Consider the following 18,637-nt stretch of genomic DNA (forward strand, 5'->3'; position numbering starts at 1 on the left):
AACCCCCTCCGCGGAGCCGCTCCTTGCGCAAGACACTCGTCGGCCTCACTCTGCTCGCCGCAGCCTCCCTCCCCGCGCAGACGATCTCGCCCTCCACCCTGCCGCGCCTCGGCACCGTCAGCCCGCGCTTCCAGTCTTTCAACATCCAGATGGTCGAGGTCACCGGCGGCTGCTTCTGGGCACCCTACAAAACGGAGACTGGGCCCGCCTCCGCCTGCCAGCCCGACTCCAGCGCCTCCATCCCCGCCGGCATGGACCCCTCGCTCTATCGCTACCGCCCGCCCATTGACCTCTCCAACCCGAAGCTTCGCAAGCTCGCCGCCGCTCTCGGGCCCTCCTACGTCCGCGTCTCCGGAACCTGGGCCAACTCCACCTACTTCCACGACTCCGATGCCCCCGCGCCCCCCAAGCCGCCCGGGGGCTTCGGCGGCATCCTCACCCGCAAGCAGTGGAAGGGTGTCATCAACTTCTCGAAGGCCGTCGACGCCCAGATCGTCACCTCCTTCGCGGTCAGCGCCGGCGTCCGCGACTCCAGCAGCTTCTGGACCCCCGCCGAGGCAAAGAAGTTTCTCGACTACACCAAAGCCGCCGGAGGCTCCATCGCGGCCGCCGAGATGTTCAACGAGCCCAGCTTCGCCTCCATCGGCGGAGCCCCCAAGGACTACGATGCCGCCGCCTACGGGCGCGACTTCAACGTCTTTCACGCCTTCATCTCCAAAGCCGCGCCGAAGATGACTGTCCTCGGCCCCGGCTCCATCGGCGAGCCTGGGTTCGTCACACTGCTGCTGACCCTCAAGACCCCCGACATGCTCGCCGCCTCTGGCCCCGGCCTCGACGCCTTCTCCTACCACTTCTACCCAGGCGTCTCCCAACGCTGCCAGCGCACGGGAGCCGGAAGCGGTCTGGCCAAAAACACTCCGGAGGCCGCCCTCACGGACGCATGGCTTTCGCTCACCAACCGCGACGAGGCCTTCTACGCCACACTCCGTGACAAGTACCTTCCCGGCAAGCCCCTCTGGCTCACCGAGACGGGCCAGGCAGCCTGCGGTGGCGACCCCTGGGCCATCACCTTCATCGACACGTTCCGCTACCTCAACCAGCTAGGGACCCTGGCGAAACACAACGTCCAGGTCGTCATCCACAACACCTTGGCCGCCAGCGACTACGCCCTGCTCGACGAGGAGACCTTCACCCCGCACCCCAATTACTGGGCCGCCCTCGTCTGGCGCCGCCTGATGGGTACCACAGTACTCGACGCCGACCCCGCCGCAGCCCCCAGCGGCACACCCTCCACCCCGGGCCTCTACCTCTACGCCCACTGCCTCCGCGCGCAGCCCGGAGTCCCGGCCAACTCCGGCGCAGTCGTTATCCTCGCCATCAACGCCGACCGCAACGCCCCGCGCGAGATCACACTGCCCGAGGCCTCGCTCCGCTACACCCTAGCCTCCGACAATCTCACCAGCACGCAGGTCGCCCTCAACGGAGTCGACCTCAGGCTCGACAACAAAGGCAACCTCCCCACCCTCATCGGAACCCCAACGCCAGCAGGCAAGATTACCCTCGCCCCCACCACCATCACCTTCCTGGCAGTCGCTAAAGCCAACAACCCCGCCTGCCGCTAAATCGGCGTGTTATAATTTTTGTTATAACAAGGAGGCCTTCACATGGCGACAGCAGCGAAAGTCATCTCCATTGGAAACTCGATCGGCATCATTTTGCCGAAAGAAGTGGCAGCTCGTCTCCATGTCGACAAGGGCGATACCGTCTTTCTCACCGAATCCCCCGACGGTGTTCGCCTCTCTCCATACGACGACAATTTCGCGCGCAAGCTGGATGCGATGGAACAGGTCATGCGGGAGAACCGCGACGTGCTCAAGAGGCTCGCCGAATAGGTGAACGAGCCGGTCTGGATCGATAAACCCGAGACACTCATCGCACATTCCCGCCAGCTCGCCGAGCACGGAGGCGCCGACGGCGTCCGTGACGAGACATTGCTTGAATCCGCCCTCGCAAAGCCGAGGAATGTCTTTGCTTATGAAGCTTATGAAGACAACTGCGACATCTTTCGTCTCGCCGCCTCGTACGCCTACGGCGTTGCCCGCAACCATCCCTTCGTAGACGGCAACAAACGCACATCTCTCGTCGTCTCAGAGGGCTTCCTGCGTATCAATGGCTATAGGATCGTATCCAGGCCTGAAGACAAATACTTCACCTTCCTCCATCTGGCAGACGGCACTCTTTCTGAAGACGAGTTAGCCGCATGGTTCCGCTCCCACGCTGAACCTCTCTGAGGCTTTAAACTCTTTAGAGACAATGCCCCGCCACAAGACAACCGACCCCGGCTACACCAACCCTAACGGCCAGATCGTCATCCGCCGCACCGGCTTCCCCTCCGAAACCTTCCCCGGCCAGACCATCTACCACCTCCGCTGCACTCATTGCGGGCACGATTACGGCGCCAACGGCACCGACATCCACCTCCGCCGCTGCCCAAGCCACCAGAACGGCGCCAAGGGCGAGCCTCTCCGCGACCCCGCTCCGAATCTTTTTGGTCACTAAAGTCGTCTAAAGATATTGTGGTATCCTGTGATTCGCTGGGGAAGTATGCCCTTGAATGCCCTGACCTTTAGGGTCCGGCTGGCCAAAGCGGTCTAAACCGCTACCTGCTCCCTGACACCACGGAATCAACCCAGGGATAAATCCGCCCCAAGCCTACAGAAATTCGCCTGAGCGGCATCCCATATATAAGAAATATTTTTGAGGAGCGCGCACCCTCGTGGCCGAAGAAATCGACAAGTACGAAGAAGACATTGATAAGCTCATCGAAACCGGGAAAGAAAAGGGATATCTGACCTACGGCGAGGTCAACGACCTGCTGCCCGGCGATATCACCACCCCCGACGATCTCGACGACCTTCTCACCACCATCAACACCCAGGGCATCGACGTCCTGTCCGGCGACAAGTTCGACCGTGACCGCGACAAGTACGAGCCCGAGGCCGGCGAGGAGTCCGAGGACGTCGAGCTCGACCTCTCCCCCGGAACCCTTGAGAAGACCAACGACCCCGTCCGCATGTACCTGCGCGAGATGGGAACCGTTCCGCTGCTCACCCGCGAGGGCGAGGTCGAGATCGCCAAGCGCATCGAGCGAGGCCAGCTCCGCGTCATGAAGGCCATCTCGCGCTCCCCCATCGTCATCCGCGAGATCGTCGGCCTCGGCGAGGACCTCCGCCGCGGCGTGCGCAACATCAAGGAAGTCGTCACCTTCGACGAGGAAGAGCTCACCGAGGAGATCCTGCAGGCCCGCGTCAAGCACACCGTCGGCCGCATCGATCACATCGTCAAGCACCAGAAGAAGATCGTTGGGCTCGAAGAGAAGCTCGAGGCCCCGCACGGCAAGGACGCCAAGGCCAAGGCCAAGGAGATCCGCAAGACCCGCTGGCTCATCGGCCGCGAGCACGTCTACGTCAACCGCATCATCCGCGAGTTGAAGTACACCAACGCCGAGAAGAAGCGCCTGCTCGACAAGGTCAACAAGACCGTCGACTCCATGCGCACCCTCGAGCGCCAGATCAAGACCCTCGAGACCAAGCACGAGGCCTCCAAGTCCGAAGAGCTGCGCAAGGAGTACAAGCGCCAGCAGAAGAACTGCCGCGTTGACCTCGAGCGTCTGGAGCAGGAGGCCGGCATCTCCATCGCCGACCTCAAGCGAACCCAGCGCGAGATGATCCAGGGCGACATGGACGCCGAGCGCGCCAAGCGCGAGCTCATCGAGGCCAACCTCCGCCTCGTCGTCTCCATCGCCAAGAAGTACACCAACCGCGGCCTGCAGTTCCTCGACCTCATCCAGGAGGGCAACATCGGCCTCATGAAGGCGGTCGACAAGTTCGAGTACCGTCGCGGTTACAAGTTCTCGACCTACGCCACCTGGTGGATCCGGCAGGCCATCACCCGCGCCATCGCCGACCAGGCCCGCACCATCCGCATCCCGGTGCACATGATCGAGACCATCAACAAGCTCATCCGCACCAGCCGCCAGCTCGTGCAGGAGCTTGGCCGCGAAGCCTCGTCCGAAGAGATCGCCCGCCGCATGGACATCCCCGTCGCGAAGGTCCGCAAGGTCCTCAAGATCGCGCAGGAGCCCATCTCGCTCGAGACCCCCATCGGAGAAGAGGAAGACTCGCACCTCGGAGACTTCATCGAAGACCGCATGGCCGTCTCGCCCAGCGACGCGGTCATCAGCGTCAACCTCAAGGAGTACACCTCGCAGGTCCTCCGCACCCTGACGCCGCGCGAAGAGCGCGTCATCAAGATGCGCTTCGGCCTCGAAGACGGCTCCGAACACACGCTCGAAGAGGTAGGCCAGTCCTTCCAGGTCACCCGCGAGCGCATCCGCCAGATCGAAGCCAAAGCCCTCCGCAAGCTGCGCCACCCCAGCCGCAGCCGCAAGCTAAAGGCGTTCGTCGACGGAGTCAAAGAAGCTTAACAAACAACATCAACCCAGAAACACCAGAAGGCCGCGATCAATCGCGGCCTTCTTCTTTGTCCATCAGAACTGCAGCAGAAGAGGTATACAATTCGTCGGACAGTTCGGTAGTGCACGGCGGGCCTTCTGAAATTTGAGCTTTCACGGAGGGAACGATGCGCTTCTATTCCTGTAGAGTCTGGCCAGTGGTTCTTGGTGCCGTGGTATTGTCGCTGACCGCGTGCAAACAGCAGACGCCGACGGGCGCAAATGAAGCCGCGAACTCGGCGCGAGCAGCGGCGAAGGACGCCTACCTGTACGGGTATCCCCTGGTGATGATGGATGTCACCCGCGCCAAGATGACGAATGTTCCGTCGCCGTCTGGAACCAATGCGCCGGTGGGTCAGTTTGCAAGTGTACGAGCGTTTCCGGACGCCACGTTTACCGATGTTGTAAGTCCTAACGCGGACACGTTGTATTCGATAGCGTGGTTGGATCTACAGCAGGAGCCGATTGTGCTGAGCGTTCCGGATACGCACGGCCGCTATTACCTGGTGCAGATGGTGGACGGGTGGACGGATGTGTTTGCATCGCCCGGAAAGCGGACTACCGGAACGGCGAAGGCGGATTATGCCGTCACCGGGCCAGGCTGGTCGGGCACCCTGCCGGCCGGGATGAAGGAGATCAAGTCTCCTACTGCGCTGGTATGGGCTATTGGGCGGACGCAGACGAACGGCAAGGCCGATTATGCAGCGTGCATACGATTCAGGACGGCTATAAGCTGACTCCACTAAGTGCGTGGGGGAAGCCGTACACTCCGCCGAAGAATGTGCCGGTTGATCCGAAGCTCGACGCAAAAATCGCGCCGGTGGAATTGGTGGCGGCGATGGATGCGGCGACGTTCTTCAACAGGCTGGCGATGCTGATGAAGGACAATCCTCCAGCGGCGGCGGATGGGCCAATGGTAGCGAAGATGGCGAGCATTGGAATCGTGCCGGGGCAGCCGTTTGATCTGAACAAGAACGGAAGCGATGCCGCAAAGGCGATCTCCGATGGTGTGGATGAGGGGAAGAAGAGAGCGCTGGAGCTGGGTCAAAATCCGGGAATTGGCAAAGCTGAGAACGGATGGATGCTGATAACTTCGGTCGTGGGCGACTTTGGCACAAACTACGATGCACGGGCAGGAGTTGCTGTGTTCGGAATAGGCGCCAATCTGGTGGCAGACGCGTTCTATCCGGTAGCTCGCGTCGATGGTGATGGCCAGCCGCTCAATGGAGCGAACAAGTACGTTGTGCACTTCGACAAGGGGCAGATGCCGCCCGTGAATGCGTTCTGGTCATTGACGATGTACAACGCCAAGCAGGCTTTTGTGGCGAATCCGATCAACCGCTATGCGATTGGAGACAGGGACAAGCTGAAGTTCAACAAGGATGGTTCGCTGGATATCTATGTTCAGCATGATTCGCCAGGGGAAGGACAAAGAGTCGAATTGGCTCCCTGCGGACAAGGGCTCGTTCAACGTGGTGATGCGGATGTACTGGCCAAAGGAAGCCGCGTTCAATGGGAGCTGGAATCCGCCGCCGATCAAGAAGATGGGTTGAACTCTAGGCCGGGTGCCCCATTCATGACGCCGGGTGCGAGGTGCCCCATTCATGATGCAGCCTCATCGCGGGCATGAGTGGGAACATTCGAGCGAAGCCCGAACCCGCACCAGAACGACCTAAACAGCCGCACAAGCCAGTCCTTCCAGGTCACCCGCGAGCGCATCCGCCAGATCGAAGCCAAAGCCTCTCCGCAAGCTGCGCCACCCCAGCCGCAGCCGCAAGCTAAAGGCGTTTGTCGACGGAGTCAAAGAGGCCTAACCCAACACCAACGCAGAAACACTCCATCAGGAAGGAGAACCTACTGGCTGAGCTACCGATGACTCCTGCCGGTGCCGCAACGCAAGCGCAAGCAGAACAACTATGATTGCCTGCGACACCAAGGCCATCGCTGCGAGCAGCCTTGGATCCGAGCTATTGGTGGGGATCACAAAGTTCAGTACCGCCCAGGCAGTCAGCACAAGACACAGAGTCCGGACCGAAGGTACGATCGTGGCCGCCAGTAGTGTCAGAAGCCAGAGTACCGCGAAGAGCTCATACCGCGGCAGAAACGGACTTCGCAGCGAGGCCAGGATCAGAATCGTCAGCCAGATCAGCGGCTGCACATTACGACCTGGTGTTCGCCTTGCGACAACAATCGTGGCAGCAAGAACAATCAGCGTGTAGATCGAGCCTACGATCTTCATGACTTCAAACGATCCATTGGGCAAGCCAAATAACTCCAGCTTGAACAGGAACCCGGGAACGGACAGATTTTTTGCGACAGTGCCAGGATTATTACGGAAGGCCGCGAACGATTCGCCGCTCAAGAGTCTGGGCAGATGGTCGAGAAACGCCACATAAGGAACTCGCCCCGTGTCCAGCAAAGAGATTCCCACCAGCGCAGCGAAGAAGGCCGTCGTCCATGCGACTGCACGCCACTCGCGTCGCACAGCCAGGTAGACGATCAGCATGCCCGGAAACAACTTGCTGACAGTCACGAAGGCCAGCAGAGCGCCGCCGGCGGCATAGCGGCGCTGCGCAAAGAACACCATCGCAAGCATGGCGAGGGAGAATACTGCCGCCTGCAGATTTCCCATCTGCAACGTGCCGATCGTTATGTCGGCGGCGAGCACCAGAGGGGAGAGCAGCAGTACGCGGGTTCCGATGACTGGATCAAACATCTGCGCCACAGCGAGCAGCCCGATAAGCACGAGCGAACCATTGAGCGCGAACCAGAGCATGCGAAAGTTCAAAAACTGCGGCGCCACCATCGCCAGCGTTCGAGGCAGCAAAAGAAACGGCGGCGGATATTCGTACTTATCGATGTCGAAAGGTCCGATGGTCCGCGGCGTCCGGCGAGCATTTGGGTCCTGTTGTGGGAGTGAATACAGCGTGAACTCGTCATAGATATTGGGCCCCGTCGCTATCGATTGAGCAGCCACGAAGTAAGCCGTCGTGCACAAATGGCTGGTCGGAAGCCCCATTCCGCGCGAAGGGCCCAGGGCATAGCCCACTGCTGCAGGATTCACGATAAAGACGCACAACCGCGCCAACTGGATGAGCGACACAATCGCCGCGAGCACAAACACTATGCTCAAGGCGCGCGAAGCCGCCTTCTCTTCCAACGGAACAACCGGCCGTTTCCAGGAAACCCATCCGACACCAGCCGCAACGCCAACAGAAAGGAGAACGGCAACCCAGCGTAACGCGCCGAGTCCCATAATGCCGGCGAATGCAAAAACTCCAAAGGCGCCGGCAAGCCACACAGCGACCAGGTCACGCAACAGACGAGACGAGACGAAGCGGATAGACCCAGCTTGCATAACCACCTCTTAATAATGAAATTGTCTCGGAGCCCTGAAGTCCCGGATGCTACGTTGATCGATCATCGGTGTCAACAATACAGGCGGGTGGCCTACACATAAATCCAATGCATACTTCGGGTGGCCGGGTGGCCAGGTGCCCCATCCATGCTGCAGCCTCATCGCGGCATGAGTGGGATCATTCGAGCGAAGCTCGAACCGCTAAGCCACAATCTTCAGCCCCTTCTTCTCCACCAGACTCAGCAGCTTCAGCGAAGCTCCCTGCGGATGCTTCTCTCCGCTCTCCCACCGAGTTGGGAATATAACCGATGGTTCTGTGTTCTCTCATTGGGGACATCATCGAATGACAACACTGATGCAGACATCTGCACTCGAAGCAAAAGAAGTTGTGCTAAAGCTTGGGATGGCAATCAATGATGAGAGTTTTGAGCAGGCCAGAAGATATGTCAGCGATGATATGAAGTACGTCGGTCCCTTTGGCTCCCGCATTGGAGCCGAAGCATATCTTAAGGAAATTGAACATCTTCGTCTGAAATTCGATATTCAAAGGATCTTTGCTGATGGCGATGATGTATGCGTGATGTATGACATTACCGTGTCAGGTATCACGCTATTTGCCTGCGGCTGGTTTCAGGTTACGGACGAAAAGGTCAGGTCCCTGAGAGTAACGTTTGACCCTCGGCCTCTTCTTCCTGAATCCGACGCAAGCATATAAATCGGCCCGCTCGAGCGCATACTCACGCCGGGTGCCGAGTGCCCCATTCATGACGCAGCCTCATCGCGGCATGAGTGGGATCATTCGAGCGAAGCTCGAACCGTCTCTCCAACGCTCCCGCAGCCTTGGAAGCGAATCAGGCTACCTTGGCTCCAACCGGCCGCTCCTTCGAACCCGCGATCCTCGTAAACGCGTTCGTGATCGTCTCCTGCGTGTTTCGGTTCGAAACATGAAGCATGCGGGTCGTCTTCGACACCGTCTGGCAGAGCTGGTACTTATTCCCAATCGTCTCTTTTGCGCGAAAAATGGCTTCCGAACGCATACATGCCTCCCGTTCCGTTACGGCGCGTCAGATTGTGGCGTTGATCTGAAGTCGCAGGTGAGCTGCAGCGTCTGAACCGCTCGCAGGCGACCGCCCGCAAGTCCTGTTCTCATTCAAGTCTATACCTCCTCCGGCAAAACCAGGCGCCGAGCACCTCATTCACGCCACAGCCTCACCACGATTCCGCCTGCCGATCTTCCTCACGCAGGCTCTCAAAGCCAGCAGCAGCAACGTCGGCCTGATCGAAGACTTTGCTCAGGCAACCCGCTGATCGGTCTCACCATCAACTTGGCCTGTGGTTCTCTCCTCGCTTTTCCTGAAACCGGCGAGTAGCACTGAGGCCGGACCCTTTTCATTGAAGCGTTTGCCGACAATCCAGTGATACGAAGACGTGAATGAAGCAGAGCGTCTCGCACAGGATCGGCCTTTCGGCTCATTTGATTGCGTGGGCGAACGCGATCAACTCGCCGCAGCGCGTGGTGCTGAACATCGGGCACCGGAACACCTCGAAAGTTAGTGACTCAAATCACCGACAAGCAATTCACACAGGGCTATCGTTCAGGCTGTTGAGAACTACCACGCACGTCAATAGAACCGAAAAGAGGATAATTTTATGGCAATCCAAAACCCACAAGAATTCGTCGTCCAGCTACTTAGCAACCTCCGCCAAGGCACAGAGCGGAGCGTAGAATTTTATCGAGAACTCAGCCAGCTTGCGTGGGAACCAGACGTAAAGGAGGCTCTGGAAGCGCGGGCTTTTATCTCCGAGAAAGTTCTCGCCACCCAGGACCAATGTTTCAAACTCATCGGCGAAAGGCCCATGACGGGTAATTCGCGCATCCATGACATCTTTGTAGAGGACTTCCGCAAGGAGGTCGCCGAGATACAAAACCCGGCCGCAAAACACCTGTTCATCCTGGCAAAGGCCATCCACCTGACTCACCTTCGCATTGCGGAGTACATGGCTTTGGTCGCGACAGCGGATATTACCGGCCACTATGGCGTCGGCGTACTGCTTGAAAGCTGTTTAGCGGATAACCTTGCGTTTGTTGAACGGACACGGCGCTTGGTCCGGAATGCCGTTGAAACCAGAGTGGCCACGAGGATGGCCGCCTAGGCAGGGTACCCCATTCATGACGCAGCCTCATCGCGGCATGGGTGGGGTCCTTCGAGCGAAGCTCGAACCCCTAAGCCACAACCTCCAGCCCCTTCTTCTCCACCAGACTCAGCAGCTTCAGCGAAGCTCCCTGCGGATGCTTCTCCCCGCGCTCCCACTTGCTCACCAGGCTCGGAGTCACATTCAGATACGCGGCGAAGACCGTCTGGCTCGCCCCTTCGCGATCGCGCAGCGCGCGAATCTTCTTCGGCGTCATCTTCTGGATCGACGTCAGGCACAGCCGGGTGCCCCATTCATGACGCAGCCTTATCGCGGCATGAGTGGGATCATTCGAGCGAAGTTCGAACCACGGAGCCACCCCTCTGACCAGCTTTATGGGGTCCTCACCAATGGTAGGGGTCACTGAAGAAGAGGATGCATAGAGCAAAGAAAACAAAGGTTGCCGCGGCGAGCGCGCAATGTACGATCTTCACCGCCTTTGGAATTTTCTCGACCCGCAAAATCCCCACTGCCAGCAAAAGCACGATCGCACAAACAATGTAATCAATCCTGGCAAACATCATCATGACGAATACACCCGCCAGCCCGGTGACAAGCAAGGGTCCTTCTCCAATGACTGCGGAGATCGTTGCGACACCAACCCATAAGAGCGGTGTCGCGAGAGTCCCAAAGAGAAGAAGGTTGATACTTGTCCACCACGCTTGCGGCCCGCGATAGAACGCCGTGTATCGGGATTTTGTAAACGGGAGAATCAGCGGCGTCACGAGAACCACAAGGTAAGCCGCAGCGGCCGCGCCATACCGGTACCGAACCGCTTGTTTGTGCAGTTTCTCTTAAACTTTCGCTCTCGCGAGTTCCTGCTGTGAGCGGGCTGCATTTTGGCGGGCCGCGATACCGTCCGAGTAGATGGCTTCCACATGCAATGTCCGCAAGTGATGATCGCGTTTGAAGTCGGTGTAATCCAACGTGTAGCTAAGTCCTTCGTTGTCCTCGTTTCCCCAGGTTCCCGACCATCGGTACTGTGCGCGCGATTTTCCCGGCACATCGGAGCCTGTCTTCCACCATCGGTTCACATCAGGGGCGCCAGGCTGTTGCTTCCAGCCTTTCTGTTGCAGGTTGGCGCAGATACCGCCAAGTACATATGACGCCGGATACGGCTCTTCGACTGTGTAAATGAGTTGATGGACCCCACGTGGCCAATCGACATATTGGACTCCTGTTGCATTGGGTGCGACGAGCAGAAAATCGTAATGCTCCGCCCTCCAAAACGTCTGTTGAGCAAAACCGGCGATGGCCAGCAATACGAATACGCCGAATCCCGTCACAGCGGCGTGTTTTGTCATTGCGCCATTCTGACGTGGAGCAGTTTGGAGTCCAAGTTCTTTTTGGAGGATTCCTCGCCGGGCGCCCCATTCATGACGCAGCCTCATCGAGGCATGAGTCGGATCATTCGAGCCAAGCTCGAACCTCTAAGCCACAATCTCCAGCCCCTTCTTCTCCACCAGACTCAGCAGCTTCAGCGCAGCCCCCTGCGGATGCTTCTCTCCGCGCTCCCACTTGCTCACCAGACTCGGAGTCACATTCAGATACGCGGCAAAGACCTTCTGGCTCACCCCTTCGCGATCGCGCAGCGCCCGCGCGATAACAGATCGACAGCCGTCTCGAAGCCGCATCTCCCCACCCAGCAGCCACTTACAAAAATCTTCGCGAAAAACAAAGGCAAACTCCGCTGTCAAGCCCGAAAACCACCCAAGCCATTCAAAACAAACAACATCCACAGTGCCGATTAATTCCACTCCGCTTGCTACACTTAAAACAGATCAGGAAAAGCAATGACCCCGGGACAAAAGCCTTCGGGGCCATCTCTTTTATTTTCAATATTTTGACCAATAAACCCTTTACCATCAATATTTTAGCGAACAGGTACTTATCTAACCACAAAGGAATGAATATTTTACGAGAAAGAGGGGGGAGGGGCGCGTCGTTGCCTTAGCTCTGGTCAAACAGACCTCGCTTATCAGACCCTTGTGGGCAAACACCCGCCTTGCCGCTTCGTATGTAACCCAAAAGTGGCATTCGTTGGGTGTAGTTTTTGGTTCGGATCCCTCATCGGCACAGTAGCATGGCAGCAATTAGAAGGCCGTCGGCAGAGGGTTCTACTGAGCGATGGCCGCGAATTTTCCAAGTTCCTGACCATGAGGTGAACAGTGCGACTCCTCCCCGCCTGCATTTTCGTCTTAGCAGCTTCTGCGGCGATTCCTGCGATCTCCCAGAGCAGTTCCAAGTCAAACCTCGTATCCCCTGGAGGCAGCGCGGCCGCTTCTGGAGGCACCACGACCGCTCAGCCCAAAGCAACCCCCGATCCTGTCGTCGCCAGCCCCACCGCGCTGCGTCAGGACATCTCCGCGCAGAAAAAGGTCATCGAGAAGCAGATCGATACGCAGAAAAAAATCCTCAAAAAGAATCAGGAGCTCATGAAACAGGCTGAGGAGCTCGACGAGAAAAACAAGAAGCTCGCTGCCAAAAACAAGAAGCTTGAGGCCAAAAACCGCGCGTTCAATGCCGAGAAAACGAGCGTTGAGGCCCAGAATGCGGACCTCGCGAAGAAGCATGAGGCGCTTAAGGCTGCTGAGAAGCCGATCGAAACCACAGTCCATTAGGGCGTTTACAGCTAACGATCATCAAACGAAGCTGTCCTCAGTCCATGGGACGGATCCTCCCTAACGAGCAACATCTTTCCGGGCGCCCCACTCATACCGCAGCCATATCGCGGCATGAGTGGGACCGGGATTATTCAAGCGGAGCTCGAACCGCCTCGCATAAGAGCAAGCAGCCTTGAAAGAAAGAAGCTCCGGTATTCGCCGCGAGAGAGGTCAAGGCAGAAACCACAGCCTCCGCGCATCATCCAACACGTATGTCTGCCGAAAGCCGCTTCTTCAACGTCACCGAACTCGCCAAAACCCTCCCCGAGACCGCCGAGACCATGCTCGCCGATCTCCGCCTCACCGACGAGCAGGCCGCGAGCTGCCGCATCTTTCGCGTCTATCGTCCGGCGCCGGCGCACTTCCACACCAGCTGTGACGAGTATCTCTACGTTCTCTCCGGCCAGGCCGAGATCGTCATCGCCGATGCGCCTGCACGCCTGATCCGTCCCGGCGAGCTGGTCTTTTTCAAGAGGAACACCGTCCACGCGATCCCGCACATCCTCGAGCACCCCTTCACCGTGCTCTCCGTCGACACGCCGCGCCGCCCGCCCGAAGACGTTCACTTCGTCAATCCCGCCGACGGCACGCCCCAGAGTTTCATCAAGACCTACTGACAAGCGGACGGCCACGCTCCCTCGCGCCCCACGCCGTGCCCATAACTCAATTCTTCTTCGCGCACTTTGTGCCGAAGTGCTGCACGATCACCTGCAGGTCCGCCCTGTTCGTCTTGCCATCGATGTTGAAGTCGTACCAGCTCGACGTCGTCAGCTCTCCCGTATCCGGCTGCTTCGCTGGATTCGTCGCGAAGAAGAACCAGTTTCTGACGTCGTCAAGATTGACGACCTTGTCTTCGTTCCCGTCACCCGGACAAGGCGGCTCCGAACCAAGCGTCTCGTTCATGGAAGCTGTCAGCTGGTTGTAGATGGTTACCTGCTCCGGCGAGAGACCATTGGGACACTTCGTCGTATCGTCGCAAAGAGCAAGATCTGCCTTATCGATAAGCGGAATCGGTGCGTTCTCATCGATCTGGTAGAACTCATTCACGACCTTCGTCGTATCCGTTGCGTCTGAATCCCCGCAAACCGTTTGCGTCTGCCGCACCAGCTTGTAATTGTCGTTCCGCTCTGCCTGCTGATCGACCGGCAGGAATCCCAGTGTCGTATTCGTGCCCCGTTGCACATCGCAGCACGAGTTGTACACCGTTGTACCGACATCAGGATTCGGGCCGTACCACTGGCCTCCTTCGAAGTTGCACAGCTGTTTGCTGTTGAACAACTGCACGCACGTATTCGGATCGGTGAGCGTAATCACGCACGGCGGCGGCGGCACAATATGGATGTTGTTCGCGGACTGTGTAAAGTTCGTCGTGCGAATACTCTGCTGGTTCGGGTTCGTCAGGTAAGCCAGCATCGGCTGCGAGTCCAGGATGTGCGATGCAGGCACGATCTTGCGCACGTCCGCTCCCGCAATCTCGCCGAAGAGCTGGAACAGGTCGGTGATATTGATCATGTTCTTCACCTCGCGGTCCGGCGAGGCGACCATCGGCCCGGCGACGATCAGCGGAACCCACACGCCCGTCTGGTACACGTAGCCCTTCGCGCGATTCGCGTCGAACGGCTCCTTCACACCCGGAGCGAACGTGCCGTTATCCCCCACGATGATCACCATCGTGTTCGTCTCCTCCGGACGATAGTCGATCGTGTTGCCCAGCCGTCGCGCCAGCCCCGACGACACCATCAGGTTGCCGATCTCCGTGTCCATCGCCTCGATCATCTGGTTGCTGATCACGCGCGTCGCAATCTCGTTCTCCTTCGAGTTGCCCGTGCACGCGAAGCCTGTCGAGTCCGGCGTCGGACTCGACAGCAGATACTCGGGAGGCTGCTGGTACGGCGTGTGGTCATTCGCGAAGCTCACCGTCGTCATCCACGGCTTCTTCGCCGCGTTCTGCTTGTTGATCCAGTCCACCGCCGCGCTCACGGTCGCGTCCGACACATAGCCGCGCGCGCTCGGCAACTTCAACGAGGGTTGTATCGCCCGGCCGTCCTCCGTGTTGATGACGCGATTCCACACGTAGTAGGCATTTGGGAGCTCAAAGTTGAGGTCAATCTTCGTCGCAGCCGCGCAGCTCTGCTCTTTCACAAAGATGCCGCCCTTTTGCACGCAGGAGAAGCCTGGGTTCGGCAGGCTCGCACTCCTCGTCAGCTGCGTACAGGACTTGTCAGGCTGAACACACGCGCCCGCGTCAGCTCCATTGGTTGGATCCACCGTCTTGTTCGGGATAAACCCGCAAGAGTAGAGAGGTGGCGGTGGGGGATTGGGCGGATTTGGAGGAGGAACAGGATACTGGCCGCCAAGCGTCGTGTCGATGGGATGCATCGCGCCTTCGAGGAACCCGTCGAAGTAGTCCCAACCCAGCACGTGCGGCGTCGTATTCGTGAACTCGTTGTTGTACGGCCCCGCCAGATGGAACTTGCCGAACAACCCGCTCTTATAGTTCTTCGTGCGCAGAATCTCCGGCGTCGTCACCTCAAAGGGCGACACCTGCGAGTTCGCAAGATCGTTGCTCAGGATCGCGTTGTTGACATTCGTGCGCAGAGGATAGCGGCCCTCGAAGAAGATCGCCCGGCTCGGCGAGCACTCCGGCATCGACCACACATTCCTGAACCGCACGCCCGCTCGTGCAATCGCGTTGATGTTCGGCGTCAGCGGCGGAGTCCCTCCGCCATAGCCGAAGATCTGCATCTGGTCGATCCCAACATCGTCCATGATGATGAACAGGATGTTCGGACGCTGCTTGTTGCCGCCACCCCCCCGACCGGATGGGTTGAAGGACGGCCCCGAGGTCAGCGAGCCGCTCATCTGGGCATCCGCGAAGACTCCCAGAGTCAGAAACAAGATAGCTGTAATAAAGCGGAGAGTGCGGTGCATGATCGCTCCCGGATGAGAAGTTCTTTCACCGAGGTCGGCCCGAGTCCTGCGTGGTGCCCACGTACACGCCCGCACTAGTCTGCCACCAAACGGCCCGACCTGTCGATCAAACCGCCCGCACATCGCATCCTTTGGCCCGCACTCCTCTGGCACCGTTGTGGGATTGGAGCCCGCAAATCTCTTCCTATCGTTGAGCTGCTGAAGACTTCCCAGAGGGACTCCGTCATGCAAAGCACCGAGCACTCGCAGATACGCACCGCCGCCGCCACCGACATCCTCACCCGCCACACCGCCCTCGTCATGCGGCAGACCACCGAGGGCTACGAACTCTACGCCGAAGGAGACCCCTCTCCCGTTCGCTGTGAGTCGTGGCAGCAGGCCCAGCGCCTGCTGCGCCACCTCGGCCCGCCCGAGCACAAGATCAACATCATCAGCAGCCGCCCCTCCATCGGAACTGCCATCGAGGTCCGCCGCCGAATCTGATCCGTTGCCACGAAACAACCTGTTGCAGCGGGATCGCAAACAGGCTAGCCTCCAAAACACGATGCGATTTGAAGTTCTCGGGAATGGTGTTCTCATCGGTCACTCCGACTTGGAGTCCGGAGACCCGCCGATGGGCGTTGCTGGAGGGAAGTTTCCTGCTCAAGGTGGCGTTCGAATCCTCGACTACGATGGCTGGATCGCGGCGTAGGCGGCTGATGGCAGGAACTGGGAGCGGATGGCCTCGAGGTAGAGGTCCTCGGGATTGGCTATCCTCTCTATGAGGAGTTGTTCCCTGCTCATGTCAACGCCTATCGGGCGCAATATTGACCGTCCGATTCGTGATGCCTCATCGAAGCATGAAGCGGGATTGTTCGAGCTTTAGATTCGGGCCACACATCCCCTAGGTAAATTGCCGCAGGCGGCGCACCGCTCCCTGTGGCTATACTCCCAACCATGCTCCGCATCCTGTCCTCCACCCTTCTCTTCTGCACTCTCTCTGCGTCCGCCCAGCAGTACGACATCGTCCTCCGCAACGGCCACGTCATCGATCCAAAGAACAACGTCGACACCAAGCGCGACGTAGCCATTCGCGACGGCAAGATCGCCGCCATCGAGCCCTCCATCCCCGCCAGCGCGGCGAAGCAGGCGATCGACATCTCCGGCCTCTACCTCACCCCCGGCCTCGTCGACATCCACGTCCACGTCTTCACCGGCCTGCGCCACAACGCCTGGGGCAACGGCGACCTCTCCGTCCCGCCCGACCCCATGTCCATCCCCTACGGCGTAACCACCGTCGCCGACGCCGGCTCCTCCGGCTGGCGCGACTTCCCCGAGTTCCGCCGCCGCGTCATCGACAATTCAAAGACCCGCGTCTTCGCCTTCATCAACATTATCGGCGCCGGCATGGCCGCCAACGACGATGCCGCCGAGCAGAACGACCACGACATGGACCTCGACGCGCTCTCCAAGGTCATCGCCGACAACCGCGACATCATCGTCGGCGTCAAGACCGCGCACTGGCAGCAGCCCAACTTCATCTCCGTTCAGAAAGCCGTCGAGGCCGGCAACCGCAACCACCTTCCCGTCATGGTCGACTTCGGCTGGTTCGACAACAAGAGTTACAAGGAGATGATCGAAACCGTCCTGCGCCCCGGCGACATCAGCACCCACGTCTTCCGCATGCCCGCACCTCTGCTCGGCCCTGACGGCAAGCCCGCGCCCTACATGCTCGACGCGCGCCGTCGCGGCATCAAGTTCGACGTCGGCCACGGCGGCGGCTCCTTCACCTTCGCGCTCGCCGAGCCCATGGTCAAAGGCGGCTTCTTCCCCGACTCCATCTCCACTGACCTCCACGTCGGCTCCGCCACCGGCGTGATGCTCAATCTGCCCAACGTCATGAATAAGATCCTCGCCCTCGGCGTTCCACTCAACGAGGTCATCCGCGAGTCCACCACCAACCCAGCCACCGAGATCGGCCACCCCGAGCTCGGCCAGCTCGCCATCGGCTCCGTCGCCGACATCGCCGTCCTCCGCGTCGACACCGGCACCTTCGGCTACGCCGACCTCGCCGGCAAGGTCACCGGAACCCAGCGCATCGTCCCCGAGATGACCATCCGCGCCGGCCGCGTCCTCTTCGACCTAAACGCCCGCACCGCCGTCCCCTGGCGCGAAGGCCACCTCAAGTACGCAACCCGCTGAGAGGCAGTCGCTTCCTTCGTTGTCGATTCTTCCTCGCAATTGGCTAAAAAATGAATAGAAATGGCTGAATCTGCGGGACTATGATCTCCAATCATCGGAACTCGAAGCCGCACCTGGCATGCGTCTTGCCTTGAGACCTTTGAGCAAGCAATGAGGTTCGGTCATGGCTGTTGCGTCCAATCCGGAGACACCACGTCATGCCGCCATCGTCCGCGTGACCCACTGGCTTACCGTACTCTCCTTCCTTGCCTTGCTCGTCACCGGCGCTGAGATCGTGATCTCTCATCCGCGCTTTTACTGGGGTGAGATCGGCAATGTGAACACCTCTCCGCTCTTCAGCATCCCGATCCCTTCATCGAGAGCTACAGTTCCCACCGGCTACAGCACCGTGCTGCCCGATCAGAACAGCTGGAGCCGATACCTCCAATTCCAGGCTGCATGGGTCATCGTGTTGACTGGCCTCGTCTACGGAATCTTCATTCTGTGGAGCGGCCATCTGCGCAAAAACCTGCTGCCGGCGAAGTCCGACACAACGTGGCGAGCGGTCCGCGACGTCTTCGCCAGATATCTTCGCCGCGCGCCCCCACAGGAGGCCGAAGCCCACTCCTACAACGTCGTGCAGCGCAGCGCGTATATTGCCGTGATCTTCGTCCTGTTTCCGCTGGTCATCTGGACCGGCCTTGCGATGCCCGTCACCGACACGCTCAAACACTTCGGCAAAGGTCTGGGATCCGCCGCTACCGAAGCCGGCTACGCGTGGTACGCCGGCATCTGAGTCCGTCCTGCTGACCATTCGCA

At 59.3% G+C, this 18,637-nt stretch carries 21 protein-coding genes and 1 pseudogene; 15 read left to right on the forward strand and 7 right to left on the reverse strand.

Features of this window, described 5'->3' with window-relative positions; translation table 11 throughout:
• The first annotated feature begins 23 nt into the window (after positions 1-23).
• The 8 genes and pseudogenes from Q363_RS00575 to Q363_RS46030 form a co-directional block, all read left to right on the forward strand.
• A complete protein-coding gene (locus Q363_RS00575) occupies positions 24-1,622 on the forward strand; it encodes a glycosyl hydrolase family 79 N-terminal domain-containing protein (protein ID WP_035347617.1) in 1,599 nt (532 codons plus the stop codon).
• Positions 1,623-1,664: 42 nt separating this feature from the next.
• Positions 1,665-1,892, forward strand: a complete 228-nt coding sequence (locus Q363_RS00580; RefSeq protein WP_035347009.1) for an AbrB/MazE/SpoVT family DNA-binding domain-containing protein — start codon at positions 1,665-1,667, stop codon at positions 1,890-1,892.
• The gene (locus tag Q363_RS00585; protein WP_035347012.1) at positions 1,893-2,291 is read left to right on the forward strand and encodes a type II toxin-antitoxin system death-on-curing family toxin; all 399 of its coding nucleotides are present in this window, start codon (positions 1,893-1,895) and stop codon (positions 2,289-2,291) included.
• Between the two features lie 22 nt (positions 2,292-2,313).
• Positions 2,314-2,559 carry a hypothetical protein gene (locus tag Q363_RS00590; RefSeq protein ID WP_051978133.1) on the forward strand — a complete coding sequence of 82 codons (246 nt, stop codon included), beginning with the start codon at positions 2,314-2,316 and terminating at the stop codon, positions 2,557-2,559.
• Positions 2,560-2,776: 217 nt separating this feature from the next.
• The gene (gene rpoD, locus Q363_RS00595) at positions 2,777-4,486 is read left to right on the forward strand and encodes an RNA polymerase sigma factor RpoD (RefSeq protein WP_035347013.1); all 1,710 of its coding nucleotides are present in this window, start codon (positions 2,777-2,779) and stop codon (positions 4,484-4,486) included.
• A gap of 155 nt (positions 4,487-4,641) precedes the next feature.
• On the forward strand, positions 4,642-5,250 hold the full coding sequence (locus Q363_RS42600; RefSeq protein WP_211256094.1) for a DUF1254 domain-containing protein: 609 nt from the start codon (positions 4,642-4,644) through the stop codon (positions 5,248-5,250).
• Positions 5,220-6,143 (forward strand): DUF1214 domain-containing protein, encoded by a 924-nt coding sequence (locus Q363_RS42605; protein ID WP_211256095.1) that lies wholly within the window; start codon positions 5,220-5,222, stop codon positions 6,141-6,143. Before Q363_RS42600 ends, Q363_RS42605 begins: the two co-directional genes overlap by 31 nt.
• A gap of 60 nt (positions 6,144-6,203) precedes the next feature.
• Positions 6,204-6,327, forward strand: a pseudogene (locus Q363_RS46030) (sigma factor-like helix-turn-helix DNA-binding protein); the annotation flags it as partial.
• Between the two features lie 26 nt (positions 6,328-6,353).
• Here the strand turns inward: Q363_RS46030 and Q363_RS00605 are convergent.
• Positions 6,354-7,871, reverse strand: a complete 1,518-nt coding sequence (locus tag Q363_RS00605; protein ID WP_035347015.1) for a glycosyltransferase family 87 protein — start codon at positions 7,869-7,871, stop codon at positions 6,354-6,356.
• A gap of 343 nt (positions 7,872-8,214) precedes the next feature.
• Here Q363_RS00605 and Q363_RS00610 point away from each other — a divergent pair, with 343 nt between their 5' ends.
• Complete coding sequence (locus tag Q363_RS00610; protein WP_064742577.1) at positions 8,215-8,586, forward strand: nuclear transport factor 2 family protein; 372 nt, start codon at positions 8,215-8,217, stop codon at positions 8,584-8,586.
• A 136-nt stretch (positions 8,587-8,722) separates the two neighbouring features.
• On the opposite strand, the gene Q363_RS00615 is transcribed toward Q363_RS00610, so the two are convergent.
• Positions 8,723-8,908, reverse strand: coding sequence for a hypothetical protein (locus tag Q363_RS00615; RefSeq protein WP_035347019.1), 186 nt, complete (start codon positions 8,906-8,908; stop codon positions 8,723-8,725).
• A gap of 613 nt (positions 8,909-9,521) precedes the next feature.
• Here Q363_RS00615 and Q363_RS00620 point away from each other — a divergent pair.
• Positions 9,522-10,025 carry a DUF892 family protein gene (locus Q363_RS00620; protein ID WP_035347021.1) on the forward strand — a complete coding sequence of 168 codons (504 nt, stop codon included), beginning with the start codon at positions 9,522-9,524 and terminating at the stop codon, positions 10,023-10,025.
• Between the two features lie 70 nt (positions 10,026-10,095).
• Here Q363_RS00620 and Q363_RS00625 read toward each other — a convergent pair whose 3' ends face one another.
• From Q363_RS00625 to Q363_RS37380, 4 genes are all read right to left on the reverse strand, one after another.
• Entirely contained in the window at positions 10,096-10,383 is a 288-nt protein-coding gene (locus Q363_RS00625) for a helix-turn-helix domain-containing protein (protein ID WP_245631958.1), read from the reverse strand.
• Between the two features lie 25 nt (positions 10,384-10,408).
• Entirely contained in the window at positions 10,409-10,624 is a 216-nt protein-coding gene (locus tag Q363_RS41925) for a hypothetical protein (protein WP_169746902.1), read from the reverse strand.
• A 234-nt stretch (positions 10,625-10,858) separates the two neighbouring features.
• On the reverse strand, positions 10,859-11,368 hold the full coding sequence (locus Q363_RS00635) for a M14 family metallopeptidase (protein WP_035347027.1): 510 nt from the start codon (positions 11,366-11,368) through the stop codon (positions 10,859-10,861).
• 126 nt (positions 11,369-11,494) lie between these two features.
• Complete coding sequence (locus tag Q363_RS37380) at positions 11,495-11,761, reverse strand: helix-turn-helix domain-containing protein (RefSeq protein ID WP_245631959.1); 267 nt, start codon at positions 11,759-11,761, stop codon at positions 11,495-11,497.
• A 471-nt stretch (positions 11,762-12,232) separates the two neighbouring features.
• Between Q363_RS37380 and Q363_RS00645 the strand changes: the two genes are divergently transcribed.
• Together Q363_RS00645 and Q363_RS00650 are read left to right on the forward strand one after the other, a co-directional pair.
• Positions 12,233-12,685, forward strand: coding sequence for a hypothetical protein (locus tag Q363_RS00645; RefSeq protein ID WP_035347029.1), 453 nt, complete (start codon positions 12,233-12,235; stop codon positions 12,683-12,685).
• 254 nt (positions 12,686-12,939) lie between these two features.
• Positions 12,940-13,344, forward strand: a complete 405-nt coding sequence (locus tag Q363_RS00650) for a cupin domain-containing protein (RefSeq protein ID WP_035347031.1) — start codon at positions 12,940-12,942, stop codon at positions 13,342-13,344.
• A gap of 46 nt (positions 13,345-13,390) precedes the next feature.
• Here the strand turns inward: Q363_RS00650 and Q363_RS00655 are convergent, their stop codons facing one another.
• Complete coding sequence (locus tag Q363_RS00655) at positions 13,391-15,658, reverse strand: sulfatase-like hydrolase/transferase (RefSeq protein WP_035347033.1); 2,268 nt, start codon at positions 15,656-15,658, stop codon at positions 13,391-13,393.
• 225 nt (positions 15,659-15,883) lie between these two features.
• On the opposite strand from Q363_RS00655, the gene Q363_RS41930 reads away from it, so the two are divergent.
• The 3 genes from Q363_RS41930 to Q363_RS00675 all read left to right on the forward strand — a co-directional run bounded on the left by Q363_RS41930 (position 15,884) and on the right by Q363_RS00675 (position 18,614).
• The gene (locus Q363_RS41930; protein WP_035347034.1) at positions 15,884-16,141 is read left to right on the forward strand and encodes a hypothetical protein; all 258 of its coding nucleotides are present in this window, start codon (positions 15,884-15,886) and stop codon (positions 16,139-16,141) included.
• Between the two features lie 435 nt (positions 16,142-16,576).
• Positions 16,577-17,839: an amidohydrolase/deacetylase family metallohydrolase gene (locus tag Q363_RS00670; RefSeq protein WP_157466445.1), complete on the forward strand. Its 1,263-nt coding sequence runs from the start codon at positions 16,577-16,579 to the stop codon at positions 17,837-17,839.
• A 163-nt stretch (positions 17,840-18,002) separates the two neighbouring features.
• Complete coding sequence (locus Q363_RS00675; RefSeq protein WP_051978135.1) at positions 18,003-18,614, forward strand: cytochrome b/b6 domain-containing protein; 612 nt, start codon at positions 18,003-18,005, stop codon at positions 18,612-18,614.
• The last annotated feature ends 23 nt before the right edge of the window (positions 18,615-18,637 follow it).

It is taken from the genome of Edaphobacter aggregans DSM 19364 (assembly GCF_000745965.1).
GTDB lineage: Bacteria > Acidobacteriota > Terriglobia > Terriglobales > Acidobacteriaceae > Edaphobacter > Edaphobacter aggregans.